The sequence below is a fragment of the Sphingomonas ginsenosidivorax genome, assembly GCF_007995065.1.
Classification (GTDB): Bacteria; Pseudomonadota; Alphaproteobacteria; order Sphingomonadales; family Sphingomonadaceae; genus Sphingomonas; species Sphingomonas ginsenosidivorax.
Genome location: NZ_VOQR01000001.1, coordinates 1,967,861 through 1,982,021 on the forward strand (window position 1 = coordinate 1,967,861; position 14,161 = coordinate 1,982,021).

At 68.3% G+C, this 14,161-nt stretch carries 10 protein-coding genes; 7 read left to right on the forward strand and 3 right to left on the reverse strand.

The annotated features are described in order from the left end of the window. Position 1 precedes the first annotated feature (1 nt). The 5 genes from FSB78_RS08925 to FSB78_RS08945 are packed head-to-tail and all read left to right on the forward strand — an operon-like array spanning position 2 to position 8,354. Complete coding sequence (locus FSB78_RS08925; protein WP_147081970.1) at positions 2 to 625, forward strand: urea amidolyase associated protein UAAP2; 624 nt, start codon at positions 2 to 4, stop codon at positions 623 to 625. Beyond that, positions 625 to 4,230 (forward strand): urea carboxylase, encoded by a 3,606-nt coding sequence (gene uca, locus FSB78_RS08930; protein WP_147081972.1) that lies wholly within the window; start codon positions 625 to 627, stop codon positions 4,228 to 4,230. Before FSB78_RS08925 ends, uca begins: the two co-directional genes overlap by 1 nt. Next, a complete protein-coding gene (gene atzF, locus FSB78_RS08935) occupies positions 4,227 to 6,008 on the forward strand; it encodes an allophanate hydrolase (RefSeq protein ID WP_147081974.1) in 1,782 nt (593 codons plus the stop codon). Before uca ends, atzF begins: the two co-directional genes overlap by 4 nt. After that, positions 6,005 to 7,438 carry an ATP-binding response regulator gene (locus FSB78_RS08940; protein WP_147081976.1) on the forward strand — a complete coding sequence of 478 codons (1,434 nt, stop codon included), beginning with the start codon at positions 6,005 to 6,007 and terminating at the stop codon, positions 7,436 to 7,438. Before atzF ends, FSB78_RS08940 begins: the two co-directional genes overlap by 4 nt. Further along, positions 7,425 to 8,354 carry a response regulator transcription factor gene (locus tag FSB78_RS08945; RefSeq protein ID WP_147081978.1) on the forward strand — a complete coding sequence of 310 codons (930 nt, stop codon included), beginning with the start codon at positions 7,425 to 7,427 and terminating at the stop codon, positions 8,352 to 8,354. The genes FSB78_RS08940 and FSB78_RS08945 overlap by 14 nt, the downstream gene beginning before the upstream one ends. A 31-nt stretch (positions 8,355 to 8,385) precedes the next feature. Here the strand turns inward: FSB78_RS08945 and FSB78_RS08950 are convergent, their stop codons facing one another. Beyond that, on the reverse strand, positions 8,386 to 9,297 hold the full coding sequence (locus FSB78_RS08950; protein WP_147081980.1) for an MBL fold metallo-hydrolase: 912 nt from the start codon (positions 9,295 to 9,297) through the stop codon (positions 8,386 to 8,388). A gap of 239 nt (positions 9,298 to 9,536) precedes the next feature. Here FSB78_RS08950 and FSB78_RS08955 point away from each other — a divergent pair, with 239 nt between their 5' ends. Beyond that, positions 9,537 to 11,933: a TonB-dependent receptor gene (locus FSB78_RS08955; protein ID WP_338419964.1), complete on the forward strand. Its 2,397-nt coding sequence runs from the start codon at positions 9,537 to 9,539 to the stop codon at positions 11,931 to 11,933. Between the two features lie 147 nt (positions 11,934 to 12,080). Continuing rightward, positions 12,081 to 12,398, forward strand: coding sequence for a 2Fe-2S iron-sulfur cluster-binding protein (locus tag FSB78_RS08960; RefSeq protein WP_147081985.1), 318 nt, complete (start codon positions 12,081 to 12,083; stop codon positions 12,396 to 12,398). Between the two features lie 33 nt (positions 12,399 to 12,431). Here FSB78_RS08960 and FSB78_RS08965 read toward each other — a convergent pair whose 3' ends face one another. Next, positions 12,432 to 13,232: a class I SAM-dependent methyltransferase gene (locus tag FSB78_RS08965; protein ID WP_147081987.1), complete on the reverse strand. Its 801-nt coding sequence runs from the start codon at positions 13,230 to 13,232 to the stop codon at positions 12,432 to 12,434. Between the two features lie 122 nt (positions 13,233 to 13,354). Continuing rightward, on the reverse strand, positions 13,355 to 14,023 hold the full coding sequence (locus tag FSB78_RS08970) for a hypothetical protein (RefSeq protein WP_199743146.1): 669 nt from the start codon (positions 14,021 to 14,023) through the stop codon (positions 13,355 to 13,357). Positions 14,024 to 14,161: the final 138 nt, after the last annotated feature.

The following is a 14,161-nucleotide window of genomic DNA, read 5'->3' on the forward strand; positions in this document are numbered from 1 at the left end:
GATGACCGATATGACGCTTCCCGGCACCATCCGCCACGACGAGACCGTTCCCGCCCGCTCGCCGTGGATGCACCGCATCGCCGCGGGCGAAACCCTGCGCATCATCGACCTCGAGGGCAACCAGGCGGTCGACTTCCTGCTCTACGCCGCCGCCGACGATTCCGAGCGCTACAGCGCGCAGGACACGATCGCCGCGCAGGCCAACCTGTTCCTGCGGACGGGCGCGGTGCTGCTATCGAACGAAGGCCGGCCGATGATGACGATCACCGGCACCAACGTCGCCTATCACGACACGATCGGCGGCGCGTGCTCGTGCGAGTCCAACACGCTCCGCTACGGCCATCACACCAAGTCGCAGCATAGCTGCGTCGACAATTTCCTCGACGCCAACGTCCGCGCCGGCCGCGGCAAGCGCGACATGGTGTCGAACATCAACTTCTTCATGAACGTGCCGGTCGAAGCCGACGGGACGCTCGGCATCGTCGACGGCATTTCCGCGCCCGGCCTGACCGTCGATCTGCGCGCCGAGATGGACGTGATCGTCGTCGTCTCGAACTGCCCGCAGATCAACAACCCGTGCAACGGCTTTAACCCGACCCCCGTCCGCATGCTGGTGGCATCGTGATGTTCACGAAAGTCCTGATCGCCAACCGCGGCGCGATCGCCTGCCGCATCATCCGCACGCTGAAGGCGATGGGCGTCGGTTCGGTCGCGGTATTCAGCGACGCCGACGCGGGCTCCGCGCATGTCGCGCAGGCCGACGAGGCTGTCCGCATCGGCCCCGCCCCCGCAGCGGAAAGCTATCTGAACGTCGACGCGATCCTCGCTGCCGCCGAGGCGACCGGCGCGCAGGCAATCCACCCGGGCTATGGTTTCCTATCCGAGAACACCGCCTTCGCAGAGGCGTGCGCCGCGCGCGGTATCGCCTTCATCGGCCCGACCCCCGACAATATCCGCGCGTTCGGCCTGAAGCACACCGCGCGCGATCTCGCTGCCGCTCAGGGCGTGCCGCTCGCCCCCGGCACCGACCTGCTCCGCGACGAGGCCGCGGCGGTCGAGGCGGCGGCCGGGATCGGCTATCCCGTGATCCTCAAGGCGACCGCCGGCGGCGGCGGCATCGGCATGAAGGTGTGCGCCGACGAGGCCGACATCCGCGAGGGCTTCGCCACCGTCGCGCGGCTCGGTGCAGGCAATTTCGGCGACGGCGGCGTGTTCCTCGAACGCTATGTCGCGCGCGCTCGCCATATCGAGGTGCAGGTGTTCGGCGACGGCGCTGGCCATGTCGTCGCGCTCGGCGAACGCGATTGCTCGCTCCAGCGGCGCAACCAGAAGGTGGTGGAAGAAACTCCCGCCCCCCTGCTCCCCGCCGCCACGCGCCAGGCGCTGATCAACGCCGCCGTCCGCCTCACCAGCGCCGCGCACTATCTGTCGGCGGGGACCGTCGAGTTCCTCTACGATTCCGAACGCGACGATTTCTTCTTCCTCGAAGTGAACACCCGGCTGCAGGTCGAACACGGCATTACGGAGCAGGTGACCGGCGTCGACCTGGTCGAATGGATGGTCCGCGGCGCGGCGGGCGACTTCGCCTTCCTCGACGGCTTCGAGGCGAAGCCCGAAGGCGCGTCGATCCAGGTCCGCCTCTATGCCGAGGATCCCGCGCAGGATTATCGCCCGAGCTCGGGCCGCCTTGTCGGCGTGTCCTTCCCGCAAGGCCCGCGCGTCGACAGCTGGATCGCTGCCGGCACCGAAGTCTCCGCCTGGTACGACCCGATGCTCGCCAAGCTGATCGTCACCGCCCCCACCCGCGAAGCGGCGGTGGCGGCGATCCAGGACGCCCTGGACCACACCACGATTGCCGGGATCGAGACCAACCTCGACTGGCTGCGCACCGTGGTTCGCTCGGACGTCTTCACCAGCGGCGCGGTGTCGACGCGCGCGCTCGCTGATATCGCCTACACGCCGCGGACGATCCGCGTGCTCGCTGGCGGCGCCTCGACCACGGTACAGGATTATCCCGGTCGCCTCGGTCTCTGGGACGTCGGCGTGCCGCCCTCGGGGCCGATGGACGCGCTCGCATTCCGCCTCGGCAACCGACTGCTCGGTAACGACGAGGACGCCGCGGGGCTCGAGATCACCGCCGCCGGCCCGACCCTGTTCTTCAACGTCGCCACGCGCCTCTGCCTGACGGGTGCCGATTTCGGCGCGACGCTCGATGGCAAGTCGGTGAACAGCTACGCGCCCGTCGACATAGCCGCCGGCCAGACGCTCAAGATCGGCCGCGTCACCGGAGGCGGCATGCGCGGCTATATCGCGGTCGCGGGCGGGCTCGACGTGCCTTTGTTCCTCGGCAGCCGCAGCGCGTTCACATTGGGCGAGTTCGGCGGTCATGCCGGGCGCGCGGTGATGACCGGCGACACGCTGCACCTTTCGCGCATCGACCCCGCATCGGCGCCGACCGCGGCACTCGCGCCGGCCGACCAGCCCGCGATCAGCCGCGACTGGACGCTCGCCGTGCTCTACGGCCCGCACGGGGCGCCCGATTTCTTCACGCCCGACGACATCGCCATGCTGCGTGAGACCGCGTGGAAGGTGCATTACAACTCGAACCGCACCGGCGTCCGCCTGCTCGGTCCCAAGCCGCAATGGGCGCGACAGGACGGCGGCGAGGCGGGGCTCCACCCGTCGAACATCCACGACAACGCCTATGCGATCGGCGCGGTCGATTTCACCGGCGACATGCCGATCATCCTCGGCCCCGACGGCCCCTCGCTCGGCGGCTTCGTCTGCCCGTTCGTCGTGGCGCAGGCGGATTTGTGGAAGGTCGGCCAGTTCGCCCCGGGCGACACCGTCCGCTTCGCACCGATCGACAACGCGACCGCGGTCGCCGCGGAGCAGGCCCAGGACCGCCTCGTCGCGACGCTGGCAGGCGCGCCCGTCGCCAAAGCCCCCGACCATCTCGGCTCGCCGATCCTGCGCGCGATCGACGCGCAGGGCGTGCGTCCCGCCGTCACCTACCGCCAGCAGGGCGACCGCAACCTGCTCGTCGAATACGGCCCGATCATGCTCGACCTCGAGCTGCGGTTGCGCGTCCATGCCCTGATGCTCGAGATCGACACGATGGGCCTGCCGGGCATCATCGACGTCACGCCGGGCATCCGCTCGCTGCAGATACACTACGACAGCCGCCAGCTGAGCCAGGCCGCACTGCTCGACGCACTTACCGATGCCGAGGAACGGCTCGGAGGCCTCGACGATTTCGAGATTCCATCTCGCGTCGTCCATCTGCCGCTGTCGTGGAAAGACCCCGCGATCTACCAGACGATCGACAAATACATCGAGTCGGTGCGCGACGACGCGCCCTGGTGCCCCGATAACATCGAATTCATCCGCCGCGTGAACGGCCTCGACAGCATCGACGACGTCCAGCGGATCGTGTTCGATGCCGAGTATCTCGTGATGGGCCTCGGCGACGTCTATCTCGGCGCGCCGGTGGCGACGCCGATCGATCCGCGCCACCGGCTCGTCACCACCAAATACAATCCCGCACGCACCTGGACCCCGCCCAACGTCGTCGGGATCGGCGGCGCCTATATGTGCATCTATGGCATGGAGGGCCCTGGCGGGTACCAGCTGTTCGGCCGCACCATCCAGGTGTGGAACGCCTGGCGCCAGACCGACGCGTTCCGCGACGGCAAGCCGTGGCTGCTGCGCTTCTTCGACCGGATCCGCTTCTTCCCGGTCAGCCATGACGAGTTGACCGAATGGCGGCGCGACTTCCCGCTCGGCAGGCGGGCGATCCGCATCGAGGAGGAGGTGTTCCGCCTCTCCGAATACCGCGCCTTCCTTGCCGAGAACGCGCCGTCGATCACGGCCTTCCAGACGCAGCGCCAGGCCGCGTTCGACGAGGAGCGCGCCGACTGGGAGCGCAACGGCGAGTTCGACCGGGTCGCCGCGCTGACCGAAGACGCGAGCGCCGGCGCCGCGGTCGCGGAGATCGACCTGCCCGACAAGTGCGAACTCGTCGAAGCCCCCTTCGGCGGCAGCCTGTGGAAGCTGCTCGTCGCCGAGGGCGCGAGCGTCACCGCAGGCGAGACGATCGCGGTGATCGAGGCCATGAAGATGGAATCGCCCGTGACCAGCCCGGTCACCGGCACCGTGCGCCGCATCTACGTGCAGGAAAAACAGCCGCTGGCGCCGGGCGGCGCTATGCTGGCGGTGGAGGTGGCATGACGGACCTGTTCGAAGCCGGCGCAATCGCCGCTGCCGTCTCGGCCGAGCGCACCGATGCGGTGACCATCGCCCGCGAAGCGCTGGCGCGGATCGAGGCCTATGCAGCGATCCAGCCGGCGGTGTGGATCACCCGCATCGCCGACGCCGACGTGATCGCGTCCGCGCGGGCCGTCGACGCACGGGTCGCGGCGGGCGAAGTCCTGCCGCTCGCGGGCGTGCCGTTCGCGATCAAGGACAATATCGACCTTGCCGGCGTACCGACCACGGCCGCCTGTCCCGACTTTGCCTATATCCCGGTCGCATCGGCGGAAGTGGTCGAACGCCTTATTGCGGCCGGCGCGATTCCGATGGGCAAGACCAATCTCGACCAGTTCGCGACCGGGCTCAACGGCACGCGTAGCCCCTATGGCGCGCCCGCCTGCGTGTTCAACCGTGCCTATGTCAGCGGCGGATCGAGCTCGGGCTCGGCGGTCGCGGTCGCAGCGGGACTCGTCGCGTTCGCGCTCGGCACCGATACCGCAGGATCGGGCCGCGTCCCCGCCGCGTTCAACGGGCTGGTGGGCATGAAGCCTACCAAGGGCCGCTGGAGCACCACCGGCCTCGTCCCCGCCTGCCGCACGCTCGATTGCATCACCGTGCTCGCGCACAGCACTGCCGATGCGCGCGCGGTCGACGCGGCGGTCGCCGGCTTCGACGCCGCCGATCCTTACTCCCGTCCCCGGGAGGACCGCCCCGTCACCCCGCGCCGGATCGGCGTGCCCCGTCCCGACCAGCGCCTCTTCCTCGGCGATGCCGCCGCCGAACACCTGTACGAGCAGGCACTGGCGACGTTCGCAGCCGATGGCGCCGAACTGGTCGACATCGACATGACGCCGCTGCGCGAGACCGCGATGCTGCTCTACGGTGGCCCCTGGGTCGCCGAGCGGACCGCCGCCGCGCGACCGCTGCTCGACGACCATCCCGAAGCGATCGACCCGGTGGTCTGCGCGATCCTGGAGGACGGCCGCTCGGTCAGCGGCATGGAGGTGTTCGAGGGCCAGTACCGCCTCGCCGCGCTGCAGCGCATCGCCGACGCGATGTGGCAGGACATCGACCTGCTCGCGCTGCCGACCACGCCGACGATCTACCGCATCGCCGAGATGCGCGCCGCGCCGATCGCGCTGAACAGCAATCTCGGCCTCTATACCAATTTCGTGAACCTGCTCGACATGGCCGCGCTGGCGCTCCCCGCCGGGTGGCGCGACAACCGCACCGGCTTCGGCATCACGCTGATCGCGCCCGCCTGGACCGACCGCGCGCTGCTCGACGCGGGCGAAGCCTATCTCGCGGCGGCCGACCTTCCCCCTCCCCCGCCCCTGACCACCGAGGATCTCATGGAAACCGTAAAGCTCGCCGTCGTCGGTGCCCATCTCGACGGCATGCCGCTGCATTGGCAGCTTACCTCGCGGGGTGCGCGTCTCGTTGCCAGCACCACCACCGCACCGACCTACAGGCTCTACGCGATCGCCAATTCTACGCCCCCCAAGCCCGCGCTGATCCACGACGCCGGCGGTGCGGCAATCGCGGTCGAGGTCTATGAACTCGACGTCGCCGCATTCGGCAGCTTCGTGGTCGAGGTGCCGGCACCGCTGGCGATCGGCTCGGTCACGCTTGCGGACGGCTCGACCGTGAAGGGCTTCGTCGCCGAACCCCGCGCGATCGAGGGCGCGGCCGACATCACCGCACTCGGCGGCTGGCGCGCCTATATCGAGACGCTGTCTCGCCCGGGGGGCTCATGACCCCGGACGAGCCCCCCCCAGCACCGACGATCGCCGACCTGCAGCGCGCCAAGGCCAGTGCCGAAGCCGCGAACGAGGCGAAGACGCGCTATCTCGTGGCGGTCAGCCACGAGATCCGCTCGCCGCTGAACGTCATCTACGGCTATGCGCAGCTGCTCGAGCGCGACGACGCGATGTCGGGCGCGGAGGCGGGCACGATCATCCGCCGCTCGGCCGAACACGTCACCAATCTCGTCGAGGGCCTGCTCGAAATCTCGCGGATCGAGAGCGGCGTGATGACGATCCGCTCGGACATCGTCGACATCCGCAGCCTGCTCGACCAGGTCGTCGACATGTTCCGCGCGCAGGCCGCTGCCAAGGGCCTCGACCTGACGCTCGTGGTTGCCGACCGGCTGCCCGACCAAGTCAAGGCGGACGAGAAAAGGCTGCGCCAGATCCTGATCAACCTCGTCTCGAACGCGATCAAATATACGCAGACCGGTGGCGTCACGCTGTCGGTTCGCTACCGCAGCCAGGTCGCCGACATCGCGGTCAGCGATACGGGGATCGGTATCGCGCCCGACGATCTCGAACGCGTGTTCGCCCCGTTCGATCGCGGCAGCTCGGCCGAGGCGCAATTGCAGCCCGGCATCGGGCTGGGGCTGGCGATCACCCGCGTGCTCGCCAACGTGCTGGGCGGTGACCTCGGCGTGACCAGTACGCCGGGCGTCGGCAGCGTCTTCCGCTTCCGCGTCATGCTCCCCACGCCAGCGTCCGTGCCGCGCGCGGTCACCCCCGGCGCGCGCATCACCGGCTATCAGGGCCCGCGCCGTCACGTGCTGGTGATCGACGACGACCCAGCGCAGCGCGCCATCCTGCACGCGTTGCTCGGCGGCCTCGGCTTCGTCGTGCATGTCGCGGCGAACGGGGCGGAGGGCATCGCGCTGGCGGCGCGAATCCAGGCCGATATCGTGCTCCTCGACATCCAGATGCCCGGTCTCGACGGATGGGCGGTCGCCGCGCGACTGCGCGAAGCCCATGGATCGTCGCTGCGGATCGTCATGGTCTCCGCCGACGCGCATGAATTCCGCGCGGGCGGCGACGGCCGCAGCAACCACGACGCGTTCGTCACCAAGCCGGTCGAACTCGACGCGCTCGTCGCGCTGATCGGCGCGCAGCTCGACCTGCGCTGGGCCGATACCGGCGTCGCCGCCTCGCCGGAGCCGGTGCCCCTGCCCGCCGCCATGCCCCTGCCAGCCGCGGCCGGTCCGTTCCTCGACCGGTTGCGCGATTGCGCCAGGGCGGGGCATGTGCGCGGGATGCAGAGCGCCATCGATGATCTCGACCAGGCGTTGCCGACCGCCGCGCCGCTGGTCGCGCTGCTCCGGCGCCAGCTGGACGATTTCGACCTCCGCTCGCTGCAGAAGACCATCGACCATGTCACGCACTGAGCCCCCCGAACCGCCCCGGCCGGTCATCCTGGTCGTCGACGACACGCCCGACGCGCTGCGCTTCCTGACCAGCACGCTCGAACAGGCCGGGATGACCGTGCTGATCGCGATCGACGGGCTCACCGCGCTCGACCTCCTCAAGCACACGATCCCCGACATGATCCTGATGGACGCCGTCATGCCCAATCTCGACGGGTTCGGCGCGACCGAGCGGATCAAGGCCGATCCCGCCTTCCAGCATCTGCCGATCATCTTCATGACCGGGCTGACCGATACCGAGCACGTCGTCCGCGGGCTCGATGCCGGTGCAATCGATTTCGTCAGCAAGCCGATCGTGATCGACGAACTGCTCGCGCGGATCCGCGTCCACCTTGCTACCGCGCGCATCGCGCACGGCAGCCAGATGGCGCTCGACATGAGCGGTCGGCCGGCGCTGGCGGTCGACAGCGCGGGCGAGCCACGCTGGCTGACACCGGCCGCGAGCGAGATGCTCGAGCGGCTGTTCCCCAGTCGCCCGTCCGCGCCGGGCCGGCTGCCGGAACCTCTGCGGTCGAGCATCCGCCGCCTGCAGGCGACCCGACCGGCGCCGGGCGCGCGCCTGACGATGGAGACCGACGAAGGCACGCTGGAAGCCGGATTCCTGCGCTGCACGGGGTCCGACCAATGGGTCTTCCGCCTGTCCGAACGGCACGAGGGCAAGGAAAAGCGCCTGCTGGCGGTGCAGCACGGGCTGACCTCGCGCGAATCCGAAGTGCTGCTGTGGATCAGCCGCGGCAAGCAGAACCGCGAAGTCAGCGAGATCCTGCAGATCAGCCCGCGCACCGTGAACAAGCATCTCGAACAGATTTTCGAGAAGATGGGCGTCGAGAACCGCGCGTCCGCCACGGCGATGGCGGTGACGACCCTGGCGCGGTGAGCCGTGACGCGATCCAGGCCGCTCGCGATTATCAACGCGGCTTCGGGGCAACCGGATAGACGATGAAATCCCGGTGGCGATCGATCGCCGGGGCCGACCGCGCTGCCGCCTGCAACGCCGCGATCGCCGAGACGGGAAGCGCCAGGGGGTGCTCCGCGGGATGCGTCGACGCCCGCATCGGATAATCCTGCCCGGGCGTATTCGTCATCTCGATATGCGCGCCGAGCAGCGCCCGGACCGGATGCGTCGCCACGAACGCCGCAAGCCGGTCGACGCTCGCGCGGAACGCGGCGAAGCGGTCGGTCGGCACATACAGCCGCCCCGGATACAGCATGTCGCCCGAGAAGATCAGCCGGGTCCGCGCGTCATAGACCATGATGTGCGCGGGCTCGTGCCCCGGCGTCGGTACGATATCGACCACGCGGCCGCCGAGATCGTAATGGCCGATCCCGTCGGGCCAGCGCGCGATGCCGAAGAAGGCGGCAACCTGTTCCGGCATCAGCCCGACGATCTCGGTATCCGGCCGGTCGCGGAACTCGTCGTCGCCGCCATGATGATCGCCGTGCCCATGCGAATGCGCGACGATCAGCCGGGCGGGACGGTTGCCGTGGCGCCCGCGCCATTCGGCGACCAGCCGGTCGACCGTCGGCCGGATCCGCAGCCCGCCGGCACCGCTGTCGATCAGCAGCGCGCGCTCGCGCCCGAACAGCAGGTACAGGAACGGCGCCTCGAAATTCGTCTTTACCGACTGCCGGATGACGACGGTGTCGGCATCGATCCGCTGGACCTGCGTCTCTGGTTCGGCCGGGCGCGTGCCGTCGATCCATGGCGCAAAGCGCGGCCCGACGGCGCCCGACGTCGCACCCACGACGGACAGCGCGGCGACCCCCAGCGCGGCGGATCGGCAAAGCGCGACGGCGCGGCGCGGGACGGTTGGGGTCATGCGGCGAGGTTTAGCCGCGATGGCGCACGCCGACATACGCCGTTTGACGCACGCACCTGAAAAAGGCCGGGAATATCGTCCGCTTACGTCAAACAACCCATGTCGGTCCGGCGGCAAAGCCCACACTCTGCCCCCAGGCGAACGGCGTCGACATGACGCGCCACCACACACGCCGGAAGCGACGCGCTTCACCGCAAAAGGGCTTTTGAATGGTACCAGGTTTCTATCGCGCAGGCTTATTGTGCGCGACCGCCCTCATGGGCGTCACGGGTGCCCCCGCTCTGGCACAGGACGCTCCGCAGGACAGCAGCAGCAGCAGCGACACCAACGAGATCATCGTCACGGGCAGCCGCCGCACCACGACGCTGCAGGACGCGCCGATGAACATCAGCGCGGTCTCCGCCGCGACGATCGAATCACAGCGCCTAGACGACATCCGCTCGCTCGCCTCGTTCACCCCCGGCGTCACCGTCGCCGACACCGGCCCGGCGTCGACCGGCGGCATCATCCTGCGCGGCATCGCCTCGGGCGATACCAGCGTATTCGGCGCCAACAGCGGCAATTCGGTCGGCGTCTATCTGGGCGAGGTCCCGCTCTACCTCGATTTCAAGCTCATCGACGTCGAACGCGTCGAGGTGCTGCAAGGGCCGCAGGGCACGCTGTATGGCCTCGGCACGCTCGCCGGCGCGGTGCGCTACATCCCCAACCGGCCCGATACGAACAACTTCACCGTCGACGTCCACGGCCGCGGCTATGCGCAGTCGCATTCGGACGAGTTCGGCGGCGTCGGCGACGTCGCGGTCAACGTGCCGATCATCAAGGACCATGTCGCGTTCCGCACCTCGACCGGCTATTACGACAATGCCGGCTTCATCGATTACAACTACCTGCTGCAGCGGCCCGGCGTCTCGAACCCGCAGCCCGGCCGCGCGACCGCAACGTCGACCGGGTCGCTCGGCACGACCGACGACTACGCCGCGAACTTCAGGCGCCGCGAGGACGTCAACTACGAACACACCTTCACCACGCGCAACCAGCTGCTGCTCGAGGTCAATCCCGCCATCAAGGCGTATCTGACCTACGCGCACCAGACCACCAAGACCGGCGGTCGCCAGGCCAATGGCTCGGGCGTGCTCGGCACCGGGAAGTACGAGGCGCCGTTCCGCTATCTCGAGCCCGTCGACCGCAGCGCCGACCTGTTCTCCGCCGAATTCAACATCGGCCTGGGCAACATCGCGCAGCTCGTCAGCACCACCGCCTATACAAAGCAGCATATCGAGAGCGTCGACGACAACACCGACCTGCTGCTCGATCTCGATTACGGCTACGAGGCGTTCCCCGCCTTCTCGTCCTACGCGAACAACGAGCGCCGCTATAAGCAGTTCAACCAGGAGGTCCGCCTGGTCTCGACGCATGGCGGCCCGGTCAGCTGGGTGGTCGGCGGGTTCTACAACCGGCTGAAATACGCCAGCGACCGGCTCGAATACACGCCGGGCTTTTCCAATTTCGCGGGGCTCGGGCGGACCGACGACCTCGAATACATCTCGAAGCTCAACAGCAAGACCGTCGAGAAGGCGCTCTATGGCGAGGCCTCGCTCCACCTGACCGATCAATGGCAGGTGACCGGCGGCATCCGCTATTTCAAATATGACGCGACCGTCGTCGGGGGGTCGGCTCTCCCGCTGATCGGCGTCGGCATCGGCGCCTATCCGTCGACGACGATCAACGCGAACCGGTTCAAGCCTGGCTCGACCGGCAAGGACGGCATCGTCTGGAAGGCGAACACCTCGTACAAGTTCAGCGACGACCTGCTCGCCTATTTCACCTATTCGACCGGCTACCGCGTCGGCGGCGCGAACCAGGTCATCGCCTGCACCCAGGCGGACCTCGATCGCGCGGCATCGGGTGGCCAGGTGCTGTGCGCGCTGCCCAACGAGCTGTTCTACGGTCCCGACCGGACCCGCAATCTCGAACTCGGCGTGCGCGCCAGCCTGTTCGACAAACGACTCCAGCTCACCGTCGACGGCTACCGCGTCAAATGGTCGGGCGTGCAGGTGCCGAGCCAGACGCTCAACGGAGCGATCGGCATCACCGTCAACGGTGCCGAGGCGGTGTCGCAGGGCTTCGATTTCCAGGGCACGCTCAAGATCACGCCCAAGCTCTCGCTGATCGGCACCTATTCCTATGTCGATGCGCATCTGACCCGCGATGCCGCCGGGCTCGTCGTCAGCCAGGGCGTTCGCGACGATGCCTTCGACGGCGACCGGCTGCCGGGGTCGGCCAAGAATTCGGGCAGCGCGCAGCTGATCTACACGCAGCCGCTCGGCGACGGGCGCAAGGTCCAGGCGACGGTCGCGAGCGTCTATCGCGGCAACATCTATTCGCGCGTCGGCCTGCGCGGCAATGGCGAGGCGATCCCGCACTACACGACGCAGAGCGCCTCGCTGAACTACATCACCCGCCAGTTCGAGGTCGGCGTGTTCGCCGACAACATCTTCGACAAATATGCGGTGACCGCGATCAGCAACGATCGCTCATCGTACAACCAGGTGCGCAGCGACGTCGTCGAACGCTATTATTCGCGCGGCGTGCTGACGCCGCGTCGCGTCGGCGTCGAGTTCCGCCTCCACTATTGAGCGGAGCGGCGGCGGAACGCGGTCGAGGCCGCCCCCGCCCCCGCCGCCGCAACCGCCCCTCCCCGTCCCGCAATCCCATCATCCACCACGCGGCATTGCCGCGCCGCCGCCGCGGGCAACCGCGGGGCCCCTTACCGAAGGTCCATCATGTCAAAGTTGATCGTAACGACGCTCGAAGGCGAAATCCGCGAACTGCTCGCCGCCAGCGGCCTCTCGGTGATGGAGATCATCCGCGATGCAGGGATCGACGAGCTGCGCGCGCTGTGCGGCGGCTGCCTGTCCTGCGCGACCTGCCATGTGATCGTCGACCCGGCCGATCTCGACCGCCTCGCGCCGATGAGCGACGAGGAAGCCGAGCTGCTCGCGGACCTGTCGACGCGCACGCCGACGTCGCGCCTGTCCTGCCAGATCCCCTTCGACGAGACGCTGGACAGCCTGCGCGTCGCCGTCGCCGACGCGGCGTGAGATCCCCTGCAGGCGGTCCCACGCCGCCTGCCGTCAGCGCGCCTTCACGAACTTGAGCGTCAGGCGATCGCTTTCGCCGATCGCAGCATATTTGGCGCGGTCGACGTCCTTCAACCGATAGGTCGGCGGTAACGTCCACACGCCCTCGGGATGATCATGCGTATCCTTCGGGTTCGCGTTGATCTCGGACTCGCCCGCCAGCCGGAAGCCGGCATTCTGCGCAAGCCGGATGATCGTCGAGCGCTTGAGGTAGCCGCTCGACTTCTCGCGCGCGGTATCCATCGCCTCGGGCAGCCGGTGGTCGACCACGCCCAGCACGCCGCCCGGCTTCAGCATGTCGTGGAAGGCCTTGAACACGCGCGCGGCGACGGCCGGATCATCCTGCATCAGCAGATTGTGGACGTTGCGGAACGTCACCACGACGTCCGCGGTCCCGGCGGGCATCGTCGAGACGCCGGTCTTGAAGTCGATGGTCTGGAGCTGCGTCGCGCCATATTGGGCGGTCTTGCCCGCCAGCGTCGTACGCAGCCGCTCGGCCTGCGACGTCGGCACGAACGCGACGTAGCGACCGCGGCCCTTCAGCATCGGCGCCAGGATCTCGGTGTACCAGCCGCCGCCCGGGATGAACTCGACCACCGTCTGCGTCGGCGCCACCCCGAAGAAAGCCAGCGTCTCGGCCGGGTGCCTGTAGCCGTCGCGCGCGCGGTTGGCCGGGGTGCGGTCGGGCGATGCGATCGCGGCCACGATCTCCTTCGAGGGGCGGACGGACTGGGCGGACGCACCCCCCGTTCCCAGGGCAGCGGCGCAGGCGAGAACGATAATGGGTCGGAGCATGGCTGGAATTCCTCTCGGTTATGCCGGCGACCATGCCCTGCCCGCTGCGCACGAGCAACGCCCACGCGGCTCAGGCGATGAAGACGCCCCTCGCCGGTGATGGGCGCCTAGGGGTCTGTCGATTAGGCGCCGCGACCCAGGGCATCCATCATCGGCGCCCCTGCCGGCATGGACGCCATGTCGTCCCCCGCCAACATCCTGCGGAATCGGGAATGGATCCGCACATGCTCGAGGATCCGCCCGAGGATCCACAGCGCGAAGAAGATTCCCATGAAGACGTAGGCGGTCGTCATCGACGGCTTCTTGTTGCGCTTGCCCATCTCCTCGTCGCCCTTCTTCTTCTTCTCGGGCTTGGGCGCGCCCAGGAACTTGTCGATCGGGCTCATCGGCACGGTCTCGGGCTTGATCTTCGAGCGTCGCTTCGCGGCCTCGGCCTTCGCCTTCACCACTTCCGGCGGATTGCGCCAGGTGTCGAAGGCGACGCCGACATGGCCCACGGCAAAGAACAGCAGCGGCGACAGGAAACAGGCGAGCAGTGCACGGCTCATCAGGTCGTAGCGCAGGACGCCATCGGCGACGCGCAACGTGCCGCTATCGAAAACCGACATCTTGTCCTGCGGAAGCTGGTTCTTCTTGGTGAAGACCAGCGTATCGCCCTCGACCTCGGAGGTCGTGTTCGGTTCGTGAAACAGCCTCGCCAGCTTCCCGAACACCGTCTCCGGGCCATGGAGCGGGTCGATCGGCAGCGTCCCCTTTATCCGCCAGATCCAGTCGACGTAGCGTAGGTTCACACGATAGTCCTTTGGAAAGCTGTCACAGAGACCGGCCGCGGGACCGGCCGAACCCGCTGCCGGTTCCTTGCCGACCGGTCCCGCAAGGCGCTTCGGGAAGATTGGCGTTTCGCGCCCTGCGCGAGCACGCCCGCGCCA